The organism is Rhodococcus sp. BH4, from assembly GCF_002079265.1.
Taxonomy (GTDB): domain Bacteria; phylum Actinomycetota; class Actinomycetes; order Mycobacteriales; family Mycobacteriaceae; genus Rhodococcus_F; species Rhodococcus_F qingshengii.
Window position 1 is genome coordinate 3,745,564 of sequence record NZ_CP014941.1, and the last position, 17,049, is coordinate 3,762,612.

Genomic DNA, 17,049 nt, shown 5'->3' on the forward strand with positions numbered 1-17,049 from the left:
GTGGGCTGGATTTCGAGCTGTCGTTTCGAGCTGTCGTTTCGCGCTGCCATTTTGTGCTGCCGATGACCCTCGCAGCCTAGTCAGTGAGGTAACGAGGAAACCGAATAGGGCCGCTCAGGACTTTCTGCGACCGCGTTTGGGCGGCGCCTCCGCAAGTATCGGGGGCTGGAGCGCGTCCCACCCGGCGACCGAACCACCGAGTCGCTGCGCCAGACCAGCCATTCGTGACCGCTCCTGGGAGCAATGCAGGGCGTCAAGCACCTGGACACGCTCGAAGACGACGCGAACCGAATTCTCGACCACCGGAGTCACGTCCTCGGGCCGACCCACGCCTCGCACATATCCGTCCTGGGCGACGATGCTCTCGGCATCGGCTACCGAGCCCTCCGGGAGGTCGAGATGATGCCGCAGAACCACTTCGGACTCCGCCCTGAACTCCGGCTCGGTGGAGGCGGCACGTTCGAGAGCCGTCGAGCTCGCCTCGGCGTCGTCGAAGCCTTCGGCAACGACGACCAGATCCGACCGCCCTGCATCGAGCGGTGTCGGAATCTTCGTGCCGAAAATTCTCAGGAACCACGGTCTACTCTTGTGTGTAGCTGCCATCGCGCCAGCATATTCCGACCACGCCACCAGCGCGTTCGCCGCCCGATCCCGCGAACTCGAGCCGAGCGACGCGCCGATGGTGGACCCGAGTGGTCGTCTCTTACGACGAAGCGTCATACTTCTGTCTGTGACGAGCGCAGTAGGGACTTCAGGATCGGCAATCACCCAACGCGTGCACTCGCTGAACCGGCCGAATATGGTCAGCGTTGGCACCATCGTGTGGTTGTCAAGTGAGCTCATGTTCTTCGCAGGGCTCTTTGCCATGTACTTCGTGGCACGAGCTCAGGCGAACGGAAATTGGCCGCCGGAGCCAACCGAATTGAACCTGTATCTGGCCGTGCCGGTGACCTTGGTGCTTATCGCATCTTCGTTCACCTGCCAGATGGGTGTCTTCGCGGCTGAGCGTGGCGACGTCTTCGGACTTCGTCGCTGGTACACCATCACCTTGGTCATGGGGGCGTTCTTCGTCGCCGGCCAGGGTTACGAGTACTACCACCTCGTGCACGAGGGCACCACGATTTCGAGCAGCGTGTACGGCTCGGTGTTCTACATGACCACCGGCTTCCACGGTCTGCACGTCATCGGCGGTCTCATCGCCTTCGTCTTCTTGATCGCACGTACCCGGGTCAGCAAGTTCACGCCCGCCCAGGCCACCGCCGCGATCGTTGTTTCGTACTACTGGCACTTTGTCGACATCGTGTGGATCGCGCTGTTTGCCACGATTTATTTCATCCGTTAATCAGCTGTACGCCCCAGGCAGCCCCTGACGTCCAGTTCCGTCCCGACATACCAAAGGGATACAGATGAGTTCATCCCCCCCTCCCGCATCCGATAACTCAGCGAATGCCGCGAAGTCGCGTCGCCAGCGGAAAATCCGCCGGCGCGTCACTGGCGCGCTCGTATTGATGATGGGATTGATCAGCGCAGGTTTCCTCGCTTCGGCGTTGACACCAGCTCCGCAGGTTGCGACCGCCAGTGACGATTCAGCAGCCCTGATTCGTGAAGGCAAGCAGCTGTACGACACGTCATGCATCACGTGCCACGGCGCGAACTTGCAGGGCGTGCAGGACCGCGGTCCCAGCCTCATCGGCGTCGGCGAAGCAGCCGTGTACTTCCAGGTCTCCTCTGGTCGTATGCCGGCAGCTCGCAACGAGGCCCAGGCTGCACGCAAGGACCCCAAGTTCGATGCTGCGCAGACCGACGCCCTCGGCGCTTTCATCCAGGCCAACGGCGGCGGCCCGACGCTCATCCGCGACGAGAACGGCGAAATCGCCCAGTCCTCGCTGCGCGGTGGCGACGTCGGACGCGGCAGTGAGCTCTTCCGGCTCAACTGCGCGTCGTGCCACAACTTCACCGGCCGCGGTGGCGCACTGTCCTCGGGCAAGTACGCCCCGGTCCTGGATCCGGCCAGCGAGCAGCAGATCTACGCTGCCATGGTTACCGGTCCCCAGAACATGCCGAAGTTCTCGGATCGTCAGCTGACGATCGAGGAGAAGAAGGACATCATCGCCTACGTCAAGTCGTCGGGCGAGTCGAAGGACCCCGGTGGGTACGGGCTCGGTGGCCTCGGTCCGGCCTCTGAGGGTCTCGCCATGTGGGCCGTCGGAATCATCGCTGTCGTCGGTGCAGCATTGTGGATCGGAGCAAGGTCATGAGCGACGCTGGCCAGCATGGCGGCGATACGCCTAAGAAGTACACAGATGAAGAGCTCGACGCGATGTCACGCGACGACCTGGTCAAGCTGGGTACCAATCTCGATGGCGTCGATGTCGTCTACCGCCGTGATCGTTGGTCGGTAAAGGGCACCAGGGCGGAAAAGCGCGCCGAGCGCAACGTCGCCTTCTGGTTCGGCCTCGCCGGCGTTTCGGCGATCGCGTTCATCGCGATCTACCTGTTCTGGCCCTGGGAGTACGCAGGCGCCGGTGACGAGAACTACGGCAAGTACAGCCTGTACACCCCGCTGATCGGCTTGACCATGGGTCTGGCGATTCTCGGCGTCGGCATCGGTGCCGTTCAGTTCACGAAGAAGTTCATCCCCGAAGAGGTCTCGATCCAGGACCGCCACGACGGTGGTTCCACCGAGGTCGATCGTCGCACGATCGTCGCCGAGCTCGGCGATACCCTCGAGACGTCCACCCTCCCCCGCCGCAAGGCCATCAAGCGCAGCTTGATGTTCGGCGGCGGCGCACTCGGCGTCATGATGGTCATGCCCCTCGGCGGACTCATCAAGAACCCGTGGGCCAAGGGCGACGACTCACCTCTGTGGGTGTCCGGCTGGACCCCGAACTACCCGGGCGAGACCATCTACCTGCGTCGTGACACCGGCCGTCCCGAGGACATCGTCCTCGTTCGCCCGGAAGATCTCGATGCCGGTTCGATGGAAACGGTCTTCCCGTTCCGCGAGTCCGACCGTGGCGACGAGCACGCTCTGCTCGCAGCACTGCGCGGCATTCGTAACTCGGTGATGCTCATCCGCCTCCGCACGGAAGACACCGCGCGTGTCACCAAGCGTAAGGGCCAGGAAAGCTTCAACTACGGCGATTACTTCGCCTACTCGAAGATCTGCACCCACCTGGGTTGCCCCACCTCGCTCTACGAACAGCAGAGCAACCGTATTCTGTGCCCCTGCCACCAGTCGCAGTTCGACGCACTGACCTACGGCAAGCCGATCTTCGGTCCCGCTGCTCGCGCACTTCCGCAGTTGCCTATTACAGTGAACGAAGAGGGCTTCCTGGTCGCCGACGGTGACTTCATCGAAGCACTCGGCCCGGCATTTTGGGAGCGTCGACCGTGACCACAACAACAACCAAACCGTCCAAGATCAGCGCGGCAGCGGCTGGACAAGCGGAGGCTATGGACTCCCGCTACCACCTCGCCGCAGGCATGCGCCGGCAGATCAACAAGGTCTTCCCGACGCACTGGTCCTTCATGCTCGGCGAGATCGCGCTCTACAGCTTCGTGATCCTGCTGATCTCCGGTGTGTTCCTGACGCTGTTCTTCGATCCGTCGATGGCACACGTCGTCTACCAGGGCGCATACCAGCCGCTTCGCGGTGTCACGATGTCTCGCGCCTACGAGACGACCCTGAACATCTCCTTCGAGGTGCGCGGCGGTCTCTTCGTTCGCCAGATTCACCACTGGGCTGCACTGATGTTCGCGGCGTCGATCATCGTTCACCTCGCTCGCATCTTCTTCACCGGCGCCTTCCGTCGCCCACGTGAAGCGAACTGGGTCATCGGCTGCCTGCTGCTCATCCTGGCGATGTTCGAAGGCTTCTTCGGTTACACCATCCCCGACGACCTGCTCTCGGGCACCGGCCTCCGCGCCGCCTTCGGTGGTATCACGATGAGTATCCCGATCGTCGGTACCTGGATGCACTGGCTGATCTTCGACGGCGACTTCCCCGGCGACCTCATCATCCCGCGTCTCTACGTCGCTCACGTGCTGCTGTTCCCGGGCATCATCCTGGCTCTGATCGCCGGCCACCTCGCGTTGGTCTGGTACCAGAAGCACACGCAGTTCCCCGGCCCCGGCCGTACGGAACAGAACGTCGTCGGCGTGCGCATCCTCCCGGTCTTCGCGATGAAGGGTGGCGCGTTCTTCGCCATGACCTTCGGCGTGCTCGCACTGCTCGGTGGTCTGTTCCAGATCAACCCCGTGTGGAACATCGGTCCGTACAACCCGTCACAGGTCTCGGCAGGTTCCCAGCCCGATATCTACATGATGTGGACGGACGGCCTTGCTCGACTGTGGCCGGCGTGGGAGATCTACCTGTTCAACCGGTACACGATCCCTGCAGTGTTCGCCGTCGCCCTGATCATGGGCCTCGTCTTCGCACTGTTGATCGCGTACCCGTGGATCGAGAAGCGTCTCACCGGAGACGACGCTCACCACAACATCCTGCAGCGCCCGCGCGACGTGCCGGTCCGTACCGCTATCGGTGCGATGTCCATCGCGTTCTACCTGGTGCTCACGATCTCCTGCATCAACGACATCATCGCGTACCACCTGCACATCTCGCTGAACGCAATGACGTGGATCGGCCGTATCGGCATGGTCATCCTTCCGCCCATCGCGTACTTCGTGACGTACCGGTTCTGCATCGGCCTGCAGCGCAGTGACCGTGCAGTCCTCGAACACGGCATCGAGACCGGCATCATCAAGCGGATGCCGAACGGCCAGTACATCGAGATCCACCAGCCGCTCGGCCCCGTCGACGAGCACGGACACCCGATCCCGCTCGAGTACCAGGGTGCTGCTGTCCCGAAGAAGATGAACAAGCTCGGCCTCGCCGGCAAGCCCGGTAGCGGTAGCCTGATCACCGCTGACCCAGTCGAGGAGAGCGAGGCTCTCGAAGCCGCTCATCACGAAGCTGAGCACGAGCAGCTTCAGATCCTTCTGGACTACCAGAACCGAACCAACGGCAAGTCCGATGGTTCCAGTGGAGAACTCCACTAAGAACGTCAGTTGACCAGTGAGGCCCCGAACCGGATTCCGGTTCGGGGCCTCACTCGTTCTCTGAGCGATTCAGTATGGACAACCTCCAAGTGGGCACCACTCCCCCGGTTCGTTGTCCGAGCGCCGACAACAGCGGGCACTACGCCTTACTAGTCCTCGAACAGAGTTGAATAGTGCTCCACCGTCGGGAACGGCTCGTAGAAGTGATGGAGAAGTTCTCGCCACTTCTCGTATCCCGTGGACTGACGGAAGCCGATGGTGTGTGACTCCACGTCTTCCCACTCGACCAGCAGGAGATATCGCTCCGGTGATTCCAGGCAGTGCGAGAGCCGCAGCCTGATGAATCCGGGAACCTCGGAGATGATGGTTCGGGCCACGTCGAATGCGGCCTCGAAACGCGCTGACTGCGACGGATCGACCTGCAGGACGGCATGTTCGAGAATCATCTACGGAGTGTTGCACGTTCTCGGGAGTCCCCTCGAGGCGTTGTCGCTCGGTGAGATACTCGGACCATGACATCCCATGCACGCGGCACCTTCGAGATCGATCTTCGCCCCGCCGATCCTGAGCTCTCCGGACGCGTCGGACGCTTCGAGTTCGACAAGACGTTCATCGGCGGCGTCGAAGGCACGTCGTCCGGCCTGATGCTGTCCGCGGGCGATCCGACAGCCGGTGCAGCGGGCTATGTCGCTTTGGAGTTTGTCACGGGGCAGGTCGACGAAGCTGTGGGATCGTTCGCCCTGCAGCAGTTCGGTCAGATGATCGACGGAACGCAGAAGCTTCTGTACGAGATCGTGCCGGGGTCCGGAACCGGCGAGTTGAAGGGCATCGCAGGCACTCTCGAGCTGGAGGTCGTCGACGGTCTGCACCGCTACGACCTCGAATACTCGCTCCACGATTGACAGAGAGCGGTTGTTGACAGGCACCCTCCTACCACCGAAACGTACATAAACGACAACAGAGGCGCCGTACCCGGGTGGGTGCGGCGCCTCTGTTCGAGTGCGGGTGAAACTAGTGCTTCTCGGGTCCGGTGTAGTACTCGAACACCAGGCCTGCGGCTGCGGCGAGCACACAGACAACTGCGACTGCGATGAGCCACGGCTGGAAGTACGCCAGCGACACTGCCGCGAGTGCAGCAGCAGCGGCAAGCAGGATCGGCCAGAAGCTACCCGGGCTGAAGAAGCCCAGTTCTCCTGCACCATCCGAGATTTCAGCGTCGTCGTAGTCCTCGGGACGGGTGTCCAGACGACGGGCGACGAAGCGGAAGTAGGTACCCACGATGAGCGTCAGACCTGCAGACAGGACGATGGCCGTCAGTCCGGCCCACTCGATACCTGTGCGTGACAGAGCGGTGAACACTCCGTAGATGATCGCGACGAGAATGAAGAACATCGTCAGGATCTCGAAGAGCTTGGCTTCGATCTTCATATCAGCACTTGTCCTTGTTCAGTGAAGAGGCTGGCCGGCTCAGTTGCCTGCAGTGGCGACGGTTGCCTGACGGTACTCGCGGTCGGTGTTGAACGGCGTGGTCGACGTAGCCACCGGCGACTGACCGATTGCCTGCAGAGCCTCGGCGGTCGTCAGACCACCCTTGCCCTCCGCGTCACCCTTGCGCAGTTCGATGTACTTGGCGAAGTCCTCGGGCGAAACCGCACGAACCTCGAAGTTCATCATCGCGTGGAACGTGCCACACATTTCTGCACAACGCCCGACGAACGCGCCTTCCTTCTCGATCTCACTGATCTGGAAGATGTTGTCCGAGTGGTTCTCCTTGGGGTTCGGGAGAACGTCGCGCTTGAACAGGAACTCAGGCACCCAGAAAGCGTGAATGACGTCCGAGGAAGCAAGTTCGAACTGGATCCGCTTGCCGGTGGGCAGAACGAGGATCGGGATCTCCTGGCTGGAGCCGACGGTCTCGATCTTGTCGTAGTGCAGGTAGCTCAGGTCCTCGGTGCTGTTGCCGTGGATCGGGCCGGGAACTTCTTCCCCGTGTTCGTTCACGGTCGAGCCCTCGGTCTTGGCAGCCTCTTCGGCCTCGACGTCGATTCCGTTGTACTTGGCGGAACCGTCACCGAACTCGATGGAGCGGTAGCCGAACTTCCAGTTCCACTGGAAGGCCGTGACGTCTACAACGACGTCAGGGTTGTCCGTCTTGTCCAGAACATGGTTCTGAACGATGACGGTGAAGTAGAAGAGAACCGCGATGATGACGAAGGGAACTGCCGTGTAACCGAGTTCGAGCGGCACGTTGTATGCCGTCTGACGCGGGAATTCCGGCGAGTCCTTCTTCTTACGGTGGAAGATGACGGCCCAGAAGACCAACCCCCACACCAGCACACCCATGACGAGGGCGGCTACAACCGACCACGTCCACAGCTCACGCATGCGCGTCGCCTCCGGGGTGATGCCCGAAGGCCACCCGAAACGAAGCACTTCGTTGTCGATGGAGCAACCCGACAGCAGCAAGGCAGCAATGCCCAGAGATACTGCCAGCCCCGCTCGCCGAAGGATCCGACCTTGCGCCACGTTCACGCCTTCCTGATCGCCACAAAATTCAACTAGGGCATGCCCGGAGGGAAGGCCCAATTACTACGCAGCGTAGACCAAAGCCGGGCGCTATCCATCCTCGGGTCCTCGCCCGTGTCGCGGCGGACGTCACACAGCTCTCTCAGGTGCTGCTCAGGAACGGCTCAGGTCGTTTCGGCGACGCACATCACGTCGATTCGTTCCGCCGCGATCGGCAGGGACGTCGATCTGCGGCATACTTTCGTCAAGAGTTCGTTGACCTCTCCCCGACACTCGTGTCCGGGAGCCTTCTGTACAAAAATTCTGAATCGAGGAACCGGACGCTGTGTGTGGACTGCTCGGGCTACTGACATCTGGCGGAACCAGCGAGGACGCCGTCTCGCGGGTCGACCAGGCGATGCATTGCCTTCGTCACCGCGGGCCGGACGAACACGGGACGTGGAACGACGATCACCTCGTCTTCGGGTTCAACCGCCTGGCGATCATCGACATCGCTCATTCCCACCAGCCGCTGCGTTGGGGCCCACCGGAGAACCCTGAGCGTTATGCGCTCACGTTCAACGGCGAGATCTACAACTACTTGGAGATCCGCGCCGAACTGGTCAAGGACCACGACGCCAAGTTCTTCACCGAGGGCGACTCCGAGGCCATCGTCGCTGCATTCCACTACTGGGGTGAGGACGCGGTCCGGCGCCTGCGCGGAATGTTCGCGTTCGCGATCTGGGACACCGACACACGCGAGCTGTTCATCGCGCGCGATCCGTTCGGGATCAAGCCGCTGTTCATCGCGACCGGCGCCGGCGGCACCGCGTTCGGCAGCGAGAAGAAGAGCCTGCTCGAACTCACCGATCTGATCGGCATCGGTACCGAGCTGGATCCGCGTGCCATCGAGCACTACACCGTTCTGCAGTACGTACCGGAGCCGGAAACACTGCACAAGCAGATCCGACGCCTGGAGTCGGGCAGCTTCGCCCGGGTGCGTCCGGGCGAGGAGCCCACGTTCACGCGGTATTTCACGCCGAAGTTCCCGGCCAAGCCTTTTGCACCTGGCACCGAGAAGGCGCGCTACCAGGAAATCGCCGAGGCACTCGAGGATTCGGTCGCCAAGCACATGCGCGCCGACGTCACCGTCGGTTCGTTCTTGTCCGGTGGTATCGACTCCACGGCGATCGCGGCGCTGGCGATGCGCCACAACCCCAACCTGATCACCTTCACGACCGGTTTCGAACGTGAGGGCTATTCCGAGGTCGACGTCGCTGCAGAATCTGCCGCAGCGATCGGCGCGAAGCACGTCGTCAAGGTGGTCTCCCCCGCCGAGTTCGCCGCTGCCATTCCCGAGATCGTCTGGTACCTCGACGACCCGGTAGCCGATCCGGCATTGATTCCGCTGTGGTTCATCGCGAAGGAAGCGCGCAAGCACGTCAAGGTCGTGCTGTCCGGCGAGGGTGCCGACGAGCTGTTCGGCGGCTACACGATCTACCGTGAGCCGTTGTCGCTCAAGCCTTTCGAGTACCTCCCCAAGGGACTGCGTCGGGCTGCCGGCAAGTTGTCCGAACGCATCCCGGACGGCACTCGTGGCAAGAGTCTGCTCAACCGCGGTTCCTTGACGCTCGAGGAGCGCTACTACGGAAATGCTCGTAGCTTCAACGACGCTCAGCTCCGCGCCGTCCTGCGCGATTTCCGCCCGGAGTGGACTCACCAGGACGTCACTGCGCCGATCTACGCGCAGTCACGGGACTGGGATCCGGTTGCGCGGATGCAGCATCTCGACCTGTTCACCTGGCTGCGCGGCGACATCCTCGTCAAGGCAGACAAGATGACGATGGCCAACTCGCTGGAACTGCGTGTGCCGTTCCTCGATCCCGAGGTCTTCGACGTCGCGTCACGCGTACCGCTCGATCAGAAGATCACGAAGGACACGACCAAGTACGCACTGCGCCAGGCCCTGGAAGGCATTGTGCCGCACCATGTTCTGCACCGCGCGAAGCTCGGATTCCCGGTTCCCCTGCGCCACTGGCTGCGCGGCACCGAACTCTTCGACTGGGCACATCTGCAGATCGAGGAGTCGGGAACCGACCACATCTTCGACAAGCAGGCCGTCGTGAAGATGCTCAACGATCACCGCGAGGGCGTGTCCGACCACAGCCGACGCCTCTGGACCGTCCTGACCTTCATGGTCTGGCACGGAATCTTCGTGGAGAAGCGCATCGTGCCGCAGATCCAGGAGCCGGTGTACCCGGTCAATATCTAGGCCTTCGGCCCCGTGAGCGGTTAGGGAGTCTCCGAACTCCTCAACCACTCACGGGGCGGAGCCCTACTTCGGCAGGATCGTCGCGATCTCGTCCGCTGCCGCGCTGCCGTATGCGTCGGTAAGGCGCTTGAGTGCCTCGTCGCGATTGAACACCCACTCCTGCGTTCCCACGGTCTCGAGAATCAACACAGCGACCAAAGATCCCAACTGTGCAGCACGCTCGAAGCTCAGACCGGCGCCGTGTGCGAGCAGGAACCCGGCGCGGAAGCCGTCGCCAACGCCCGTCGGATCCACCTTGCCGGTCTCGGGCACTACGTCGACGCGCACCCAATTACCTTCGGCGTCAACAATTTCCACACCCTTGGAGCCGAGGGTGGTGACACGGATGCCGACCTGCGCGCGGATCTCTTCCTCGCTCAGACCAGTCTTCTGCTGAAGCAGACCCCACTCGTACTCGTTGGTGAACAAGTACTTCGCGCCGTGAATGAGCGCCTTGGCCTCGTCACCGGACAGGCGGGCAAGCTGCTGCGACGGATCCGCTGCGAACGGAATCCCGAGCAGACGGCATTCGTCGGTATGGCGAACCATGGCCTCGGGGTCGTTGGCGCCGATCAGCACCAACTCGACTGCGCCTGCAGTCTTGGCCACTGCCGCGAGTTCGATCTCGCGAGCCTCGCTCATCGCACCGGGGTAGAACGACGCGATCTGCGCCATGTCCTCGTCGGTGGTGCACACGAAACGCGCCGTATGTGCCTTGTCCGAGATACGGACCGCGCTGCAGTCGACGCCGTTGTCCTCGAGCCACGTGCGGTACTCGGCGAAGTCGGCACCGACTGCGCCGACGAGTAGCGGGGACCCACCGAGCACGCCCATGGCGTAAGCGATGTTGCCGCCGACACCACCGCGGCGAATCACGAGATCGTCGACCAGGAAACTCAGCGAAACGTGGGCGAGCTGATCGGCGAGGAGCTGATCGGCGAAGCGGCCGGGGAAGCGCATCAAGTGGTCGGTGGCGATGGAACCGGTTACCGCAATAGTCACGGATCGTGGCCTTTCAGCGAAGTGAGTACAAGAATGAAAGAGGAGCAAAAGTTCACGTTACCGCCCGTAGCGCCGTCATCGGCGCCCGAGCTGTCGGATCGGAACGGTCTACGTACGAGTCACCACAAACAACTGACGCGAAACCGAATGTCGGTTCCGCGTCAGTTGTTCGTGAATTGAGTTGTGATCGACAGACTCAGTTGAACGAGTCACCGCAGGCGCAGGAGCCTGTTGCATTGGGGTTGTCGATCGAGAAGCCCTGCTGCTCGATGGTGTCGAGGAAGTCGATGGACGCACCTTCGACGTACGGCGCGCTCATCCGGTCGACAACCAGGTTGACGCCGTTGAAGTCGACAGTGAGGTCACCGTCGAGCGTGCGGTCGTCGAAGAACAGCTGGTACTTCAGTCCGGCACAGCCGCCGGGCTGCACTGCAATACGCAGCGCGAGGTCGTCGCGACCCTCCTGATCGAAGAGTGCCTTCGCCTTGGCGGACGCGGCCTCGGTCATCTTGACGCCGTGGGTGGCGGTCTCGTTCTGCACAGTCATGGGCTCTCCCTAATGTTCGTACCAACCCGTGAACGCTTCAACGGTACGCCGCTGCCGACTTATTCCCGCCAGTCCTTTACCGGGTGCGATTCGTCTTCATCCTATCCGGTCTTCCCGACACGGCAACGGCGCGTCGACGCTTGTGGATCCTCAGCTCCGGACGCCGCGCCAGAAGTTCCACTCGCGCGCCGTGTGTTCGGCGAGTCCCTCGAGACACGCCGACGCTTCCTCCATCGCACGTTCCACCGACCCGGCGAAATCCGTCACCGACTTCGCCGCGACTATCGAGGTCGACGCATAGTCCGCCTCGTCGAGCGTCACCTGGCCGGCAAAGACGAGCGTCGGAACGCCGTGCGCTGCCCCCGCCGAAGCGAGCGTTGTGACGAGTTTGCCGCGCAGAGATTGGTGGTCGAACTTGCCTTCGCCTGTGATCACCAGGTCAGCGGAAGCCAGTAGCGCGGCCTGTCCGGTGCGATCCGCGACGACGTCGGCCCCGGATCGCCGCTGTGCACCGAGCGCAAAGAGCGCGGCACCGATACCACCCGCGGCGCCGGCACCCGGAAAATCCGACACTCGTTTTCCGGTGGCGGACTCCAACTGTTCGGCCCATCTCGCGTTCCGCGCTTCGAGGACAGCGACGGCTTCGGCGTCGGCGCCCTTTTGCGGGCCGAACACCGCTGCCGCACCGTGCTCGCCGAGAAGTACGTGTTCTACGTCGGTGGCGGCGAACAACTGAGTGCCTGCCGTAGCCGCCGCTGCAACCTCCAGGCCGCCCAGCGCCTCCACCAGTCCACGTCCCCCGTCGGTGCAGCAACTCCCACCGAGTCCGACGACAACCGTCTTCACGCCTGCCTCGAGCGCGACAGCGATCAGCTCTCCCACACCGAGACTGTGCGCGGCGAGTGCAGTGTCCCGCGTCGGCGGACCTCCGAGCAGGCCGAGCCCGACGGCCTCGGCGGACTCGATGTACGCCGTGTCCGAATCGAACAGCCACGTGGCGTCGACGGCGGCGGTCAAAGGCCCGGACACCCGTGCAGTCCGGATGTCGCCCCCAGCCGTGGCCAAGACGTCGACGAAACCCGGCCCACCGTCGGATTGTGGCGCGGTGACAACGTCGTCTTCGGGTCGGCCACGTCGCCAACCGGCAGAAATGGACTCAGCCGCCTCGACGGCCGTCAACGTCTCACCAAACGAATCTGGAGCAACTATTACCCGCATAGCCGAAGTCTAAGAGTCCCGAATGACCCCGATGTTTCACGATCTCGCGCGTTTCAGTGCCTCGGGCGATCGGGTTTTTCAGAAAGACCGAGGTCGGTTTCCCAGACCGTGCACTTATCCAATAGCCTGGAGGTGTGAAATTGCTACGCCGCGGTGACTCAGACAACTCCGACAAACGTGACGTCGAGGGCACTGAGGCATCCTCGGCCTCCGAAGAGGCGCCCATCGAGCAGGTGGGCAAGGGCCGCCCCACACCCAAGCGTCGTGACGCCGAGGCGAAGAGGCGTGGCCCCGTTGCCCCTGCCCCGCTGACCGCGAAGGAAGCCCGCGCCCGCCGTAAGGCGACCCGCGGCTCCAAGGAGGACCGCAAGGCCGAAGCCGCCGAGCGTCGCGCATCGTCGGCAGACCGCCGCGCCCGCATGCTCGCCGGCGAGGACAAGTACCTGCTCCCCCGCGACAAGGGACCGGTTCGCGCCTACGTCCGTGACTTCATCGACGCTCGCCGCAACCTCGTCGGGCTGTTCATGCCGCTCGCGTTGATCCTCATCATGACCATGTTCGTCACGCCCGCGCTCCAGCAGATCGTCACACTGGCAATGCTCGTGATGATGCTCTTCATGGTCGGTGAAGGCATCTGGCTCGGTCGCATGATCAACAACCGCGTCGCCGAGCGCTTCCCCGACAGCACCGACGGCGGATTCAAGCTCGGCTGGTACGCGTTCGTTCGCGCGTCGCAGATCCGCAAGCTGCGCGCACCGAAGCCTCGTGTGGGGCCGGGCGACGCAATCTGAGCGTGACGAACACGTATAGAACTTTGGTCCTCGGCGGCGCGCGGTCTGGTAAGTCCGCGCACGCCGAGGATTTGGTTTGTGCAGGCCACTTACCCGAAAGTTCGGCACCGATCCGGTACCTGGCGACGGCCAGGCGCGATGTCTCCGACGCAGACTGGGAAAGCCGGATCGACCAGCACCGCAACAGGCGGCCTTCCCATTGGTCGACGGTCGAAACCGCAGATGCCGGTGACCTCGCGGCGCAGCTCGAAAGCGATTCACACACAGCGACGTTGGTCGACGATCTGGGAACGTGGCTGACCACGGAACTCGATCGGCAAGGCGCCTGGGACGCTCCGCGCGGCACCGTCACTCCCGCTGCGGACAGCCTGGTCGCCAGTGTCGAGAACTATCGCGGACACCTGGTGCTGGTCAGCCCCGAAGTGGGTTTGGCCGTCATCCCCGAGACGCGGTCCGGACGATTGTTCCGCGACGAGATCGGCACTCTCAACGCTCGTATCGCCGCGGTGTGCGATCGTGTCGTACTAGTGGTTGCAGGGTTACCGCTCATCTTGAAAGATACTGCTGCACAACCGGAAGGCACGATGTGAGTACCGAGGCCAATCCAGGGGCCATTTCAGGGGCGAATCCAGTTGCCAACCCAGAATCCAACCCTGACGTCGCGCCAGTCAGTAGCGCCGACTTCGAACCCGTCACCCCGCCCGACCGCGAGGTGCGAGCGCAGGCCGATGCGCGTCAGCGTGATCTGACCAAGCCGGCCGGTTCGCTGGGCCGACTGGAGGCTCTCGCCGGCTGGGCATCAGCCTGCCAAGGAGTTTGTCCCCCACACGCTTTCGCTCGGCCTCGCGTCGTCGTGTTCGCGGGCGATCACGGAATCGCCCGCAACGGCGTCTCCGCCTATCCGCCGGAAGTGACCGCACAGATGGTCGCCAACTTCCTCGGGGGCGGCGCGGCAGTCAACGTCCTCGCCGAGGTTGCCGGCGCCACGGTACGCGTCGTCGACATCGCAGTGGACGGCGATACCGATCCGTCCGTCTCGAACCACAAGGTGCGCAGGTCTTCCGGGTCCATCGACCGCGAAGACGCCATGTCGAACGAGGAAACCCTTCAGGCCATCGCCGCCGGCCGAGCGATCGCGGACGAGGAAATCGACGGGGGCGCAGATCTTCTCATCGCCGGCGACATGGGCATCGGCAATACGACGCCCGCAACCGTACTCATCGCCGCACTCACGGACAGTGAACCCGTCGCGGTCGTGGGTCGAGGTACCGGTATCGACGACGCCGGATGGATCCGCAAGACCGCAGCGATTCGCGACGCTCTCCGGCGTGCCCGTCCGCACGTTCGCGACACAGTCGCGCTGCTGCGCACGTCTTCGGGTGCCGACCTCGCCGCGATGGCCGGCTTTCTGGCCCAGGCAGCTTCGCGTCGCACGCCGGTGATCCTCGACGGCGTAGTGGTCACCGCAGCCGCCATGGTTGCCGACGAACTGGCTTTCGGCGCACGTGAATGGTGGGTCGCCGGACACCGCTCCACCGAACCCGCCCACACCATCGCATTGACCCGCATGGGTCTCGACCCGATCGTCGAGTTCGACATGCGTCTCGGTGAAGGTTCAGGCGCAGTCACAGCGCTCCCGATTCTTCAGGGCGCAGTGGCAATCCTGGGCAAGATGGCGACATTCTCCGAAGCCGGTGTCAGCACTCAGGGCAGCGCACCTGTCGACGAACCCGAGTCGATCGACCTGACCAAGACCGATACGGCGGAGTGAGCGTGGCGGGCCCGCTGTCCGGAGTGCCACTGGCCTTCTCGTGGCTGACGGTCCTTCCGGTTCGTGGTCCCTCCGACATCGACCGAACTGCCGGCCGTCGCGCCATCGCGGCAGCTCCGCTCACCGGGATCGCTCTCGGCATTGCCGCGACGTTTCTGCTCTGGGGCACAACCAGTGTCGGCCTGAATCCCTATCTCGCAGGCTTGCTGACGGTAGGTGCGCTCGCTCTCGGGACACGCGGGATGCACGTGGACGGACTGGCAGACTCCGTCGACGGACTGGGTTGTTACGGTCCACCGGAGCGCGCCCGCGAGGTCATGCACAGCGGCGGTGCCGGACCGTTCGGGGTCGCGGCGCTGTTCATCTTCCTTGGGCTGCAATCGGTCTCCTTCGGCGTCCTCGCTGTTGCCGACTCCCCCACGCAGTGGATCGCCGTTCTCGTATCTGTCGCTGCGGGTCGTGTGGCCGTCGTTTTTGCCTGCCGCCGAGGTATTCTCGCGTCTGGCCCGAGCGGATTCGGTGCGCTCGTCGCCGATTCACAACCGTTGTGGGCCGCAATCGTGTGGTCGGTTCCGCTGATCGCCGCTTCCGGCTTTGCCACCGACCGGTGGTGGCTCGGCCCTCTCGTGACCGCGTCGGCGCTGGTGATCAGTGTGCTGTGCGTGCGTCACTGCGTCCGTAGATTCGGCGGACTCAACGGAGACGTTCTCGGATTCGCACTCGAACTCACTGTGACGCTTACGGCCGTCGGCCTCACTCTCGGACTGTGATCCGACGTCGTGCGAGTAGGTGTCCTTGCGTACGAAGGTTGCCTCGCGGCCGAGATCTTCGTTTTCACCGACCTTCTCCTGATCGCCAATCGCGTCGCTGATGGAGCGCCCGCCGACCCCTTCGAGGTATCGGTCATCGCAGCGTCCGGCACGCCCGTCGTTGCGGCAGGTGGATTTTCGCTCGGCGTGCAGGAGGGGCATCACGACATCGATCACTTGGTTGTGCCGGGGTTCGAACTCGTGCCGTCCGAAGACCCTGCGACGCGTTTGTCGCTGTGGGACAGAGAAATCGAGTTCATCCGTGCGTGCGAGGCGCGCGGCGTTCGGGTGTCGTCGGTCTGCGTCGGCGCGTATCTGCTGGGCGAGGCGGGACTGCTCGACGGACGCCGATGTACGACGTCGTGGCTGTACGGTGCGGACCTCGCGAGTCGTTACCCCGGTGCGACGGTTCGAACCGACTCGTTGATCGTCCAGGACGACGGCGTCACCACCACTGCTGCGTTCACCGCCGCGCTCGACCTCGCAACAGCACTCGTGCGCGAGCATCTCGGCGACAAGATTGCGCGTACGACCGCAAGAATTACGCTGGCGCCCGAAAACCGAACCAGTCAAGCTCCGTACATCCTCGACTCGATGCTGCCCGCCAAACACACACAGTTTGCCGACGACGTCGGAAGGTGGCTGGTCGAACGGATGGCGGAACCTTACGACTTGGATCTGCTGTCGAGTGCTTTTCACCTCAGCACCCGAACCATGCTTCGGAAGTTCAAGGACGAGACCGGGGAATCGCCGCGCAGTTATCTGCAGCGTGCACGGATCCGAAAAGCGAAACGGTTGTTGGAATCGACCGACTGGCCTCTCGGAAAGATCCTGGGGCACATCGGCTATCAGGATCCTGGAACCTTCCGTCGCCTGTTCACCGACCGCGTCGGCATCAGCCCGGCCGACTACCGAAAGCGATTCCGCAACGGCGGCGCCGGATAGGTGCGAGGCGAGCCCGCCCGAAAACATGGCGAACCGCCCTCTTCTGTAGTCGATCCCGCGCCGAAAGACTGTGCAGAGGAATTGTTTCG

18 protein-coding genes are annotated in these 17,049 nt (G+C 63.2%); 11 read left to right on the forward strand and 7 right to left on the reverse strand.

The window, feature by feature from the left end; all coding sequences use genetic code 11:
• Window positions 1–114: 114 nt before the first annotated feature.
• A complete protein-coding gene (locus tag A0W34_RS17155) occupies window positions 115–603 on the reverse strand; it encodes a hypothetical protein (RefSeq protein WP_030537046.1) in 489 nt (162 codons plus the stop codon).
• A 127-nt stretch (window positions 604–730) separates the two neighbouring features.
• Between A0W34_RS17155 and ctaE the strand changes: the two genes are divergently transcribed.
• The 4 genes from ctaE to qcrB all read left to right on the forward strand — a co-directional run bounded on the left by ctaE (window position 731) and on the right by qcrB (window position 5,061).
• On the forward strand, window positions 731–1,342 hold the full coding sequence (gene ctaE, locus A0W34_RS17160) for an aa3-type cytochrome oxidase subunit III (protein ID WP_007730060.1): 612 nt from the start codon (window positions 731–733) through the stop codon (window positions 1,340–1,342).
• Window positions 1,343–1,406: 64 nt separating this feature from the next.
• On the forward strand, window positions 1,407–2,258 hold the full coding sequence (gene qcrC / locus A0W34_RS17165; RefSeq protein WP_003941682.1) for a cytochrome bc1 complex diheme cytochrome c subunit: 852 nt from the start codon (window positions 1,407–1,409) through the stop codon (window positions 2,256–2,258).
• Entirely contained in the window at window positions 2,255–3,397 is a 1,143-nt protein-coding gene (gene qcrA, locus A0W34_RS17170) for a cytochrome bc1 complex Rieske iron-sulfur subunit (RefSeq protein ID WP_007730058.1), read from the forward strand. The genes qcrC and qcrA overlap by 4 nt, the downstream gene beginning before the upstream one ends.
• Window positions 3,398–3,456: 59 nt before the next feature.
• Entirely contained in the window at window positions 3,457–5,061 is a 1,605-nt protein-coding gene (gene qcrB / locus A0W34_RS17175) for a cytochrome bc1 complex cytochrome b subunit (RefSeq protein WP_007730057.1), read from the forward strand.
• 149 nt (window positions 5,062–5,210) lie between these two features.
• Here the strand turns inward: qcrB and A0W34_RS17180 are convergent, their stop codons facing one another.
• Complete coding sequence (locus tag A0W34_RS17180; RefSeq protein ID WP_075833449.1) at window positions 5,211–5,507, reverse strand: antibiotic biosynthesis monooxygenase family protein; 297 nt, start codon at window positions 5,505–5,507, stop codon at window positions 5,211–5,213.
• A 66-nt stretch (window positions 5,508–5,573) separates the two neighbouring features.
• On the opposite strand from A0W34_RS17180, the gene A0W34_RS17185 reads away from it, so the two are divergent.
• Window positions 5,574–5,963 carry a DUF3224 domain-containing protein gene (locus tag A0W34_RS17185; protein ID WP_030537047.1) on the forward strand — a complete coding sequence of 130 codons (390 nt, stop codon included), beginning with the start codon at window positions 5,574–5,576 and terminating at the stop codon, window positions 5,961–5,963.
• 109 nt (window positions 5,964–6,072) lie between these two features.
• Here A0W34_RS17185 and A0W34_RS17190 read toward each other — a convergent pair whose 3' ends face one another.
• On the reverse strand, window positions 6,073–6,489 hold the full coding sequence (locus tag A0W34_RS17190; RefSeq protein ID WP_003941723.1) for a cytochrome c oxidase subunit 4: 417 nt from the start codon (window positions 6,487–6,489) through the stop codon (window positions 6,073–6,075).
• A 39-nt stretch (window positions 6,490–6,528) separates the two neighbouring features.
• On the reverse strand, window positions 6,529–7,593 hold the full coding sequence (gene ctaC / locus A0W34_RS17195) for an aa3-type cytochrome oxidase subunit II (protein ID WP_030537048.1): 1,065 nt from the start codon (window positions 7,591–7,593) through the stop codon (window positions 6,529–6,531).
• Between the two features lie 319 nt (window positions 7,594–7,912).
• Between ctaC and asnB the strand changes: the two genes are divergently transcribed.
• Window positions 7,913–9,838, forward strand: a complete 1,926-nt coding sequence (asnB, locus tag A0W34_RS17200; RefSeq protein WP_003941790.1) for an asparagine synthase (glutamine-hydrolyzing) — start codon at window positions 7,913–7,915, stop codon at window positions 9,836–9,838.
• A 63-nt stretch (window positions 9,839–9,901) separates the two neighbouring features.
• Here the strand turns inward: asnB and A0W34_RS17205 are convergent, their stop codons facing one another.
• The 3 genes from A0W34_RS17205 to A0W34_RS17215 form a co-directional block, all read right to left on the reverse strand.
• Entirely contained in the window at window positions 9,902–10,879 is a 978-nt protein-coding gene (locus A0W34_RS17205; protein ID WP_003941700.1) for a carbohydrate kinase family protein, read from the reverse strand.
• Between the two features lie 196 nt (window positions 10,880–11,075).
• Window positions 11,076–11,426 carry a HesB/IscA family protein gene (locus tag A0W34_RS17210; RefSeq protein WP_007730053.1) on the reverse strand — a complete coding sequence of 117 codons (351 nt, stop codon included), beginning with the start codon at window positions 11,424–11,426 and terminating at the stop codon, window positions 11,076–11,078.
• Window positions 11,427–11,576: 150 nt separating this feature from the next.
• The gene (locus A0W34_RS17215; protein ID WP_081557987.1) at window positions 11,577–12,644 is read right to left on the reverse strand and encodes a glycerate kinase family protein; all 1,068 of its coding nucleotides are present in this window, start codon (window positions 12,642–12,644) and stop codon (window positions 11,577–11,579) included.
• Window positions 12,645–12,778: 134 nt separating this feature from the next.
• On the opposite strand from A0W34_RS17215, the gene A0W34_RS17220 reads away from it, so the two are divergent.
• The 5 genes from A0W34_RS17220 (at window position 12,779) to A0W34_RS17240 (ending at window position 16,960) form a co-directional block, all read left to right on the forward strand.
• Window positions 12,779–13,435 (forward strand): DUF3043 domain-containing protein, encoded by a 657-nt coding sequence (locus A0W34_RS17220; RefSeq protein WP_007730051.1) that lies wholly within the window; start codon window positions 12,779–12,781, stop codon window positions 13,433–13,435.
• A 2-nt stretch (window positions 13,436–13,437) separates the two neighbouring features.
• Complete coding sequence (cobU, locus tag A0W34_RS17225; RefSeq protein WP_232329872.1) at window positions 13,438–14,025, forward strand: bifunctional adenosylcobinamide kinase/adenosylcobinamide-phosphate guanylyltransferase; 588 nt, start codon at window positions 13,438–13,440, stop codon at window positions 14,023–14,025.
• Between the two features lie 122 nt (window positions 14,026–14,147).
• Window positions 14,148–15,206 (forward strand): nicotinate-nucleotide--dimethylbenzimidazole phosphoribosyltransferase, encoded by a 1,059-nt coding sequence (cobT, locus tag A0W34_RS17230; protein WP_232330057.1) that lies wholly within the window; start codon window positions 14,148–14,150, stop codon window positions 15,204–15,206.
• Between the two features lie 2 nt (window positions 15,207–15,208).
• Window positions 15,209–15,976, forward strand: a complete 768-nt coding sequence (locus tag A0W34_RS17235) for an adenosylcobinamide-GDP ribazoletransferase (RefSeq protein ID WP_080572302.1) — start codon at window positions 15,209–15,211, stop codon at window positions 15,974–15,976.
• A 9-nt stretch (window positions 15,977–15,985) separates the two neighbouring features.
• The gene (locus tag A0W34_RS17240) at window positions 15,986–16,960 is read left to right on the forward strand and encodes a GlxA family transcriptional regulator (protein WP_019748916.1); all 975 of its coding nucleotides are present in this window, start codon (window positions 15,986–15,988) and stop codon (window positions 16,958–16,960) included.
• Window positions 16,961–17,049 lie beyond the last annotated feature (89 nt).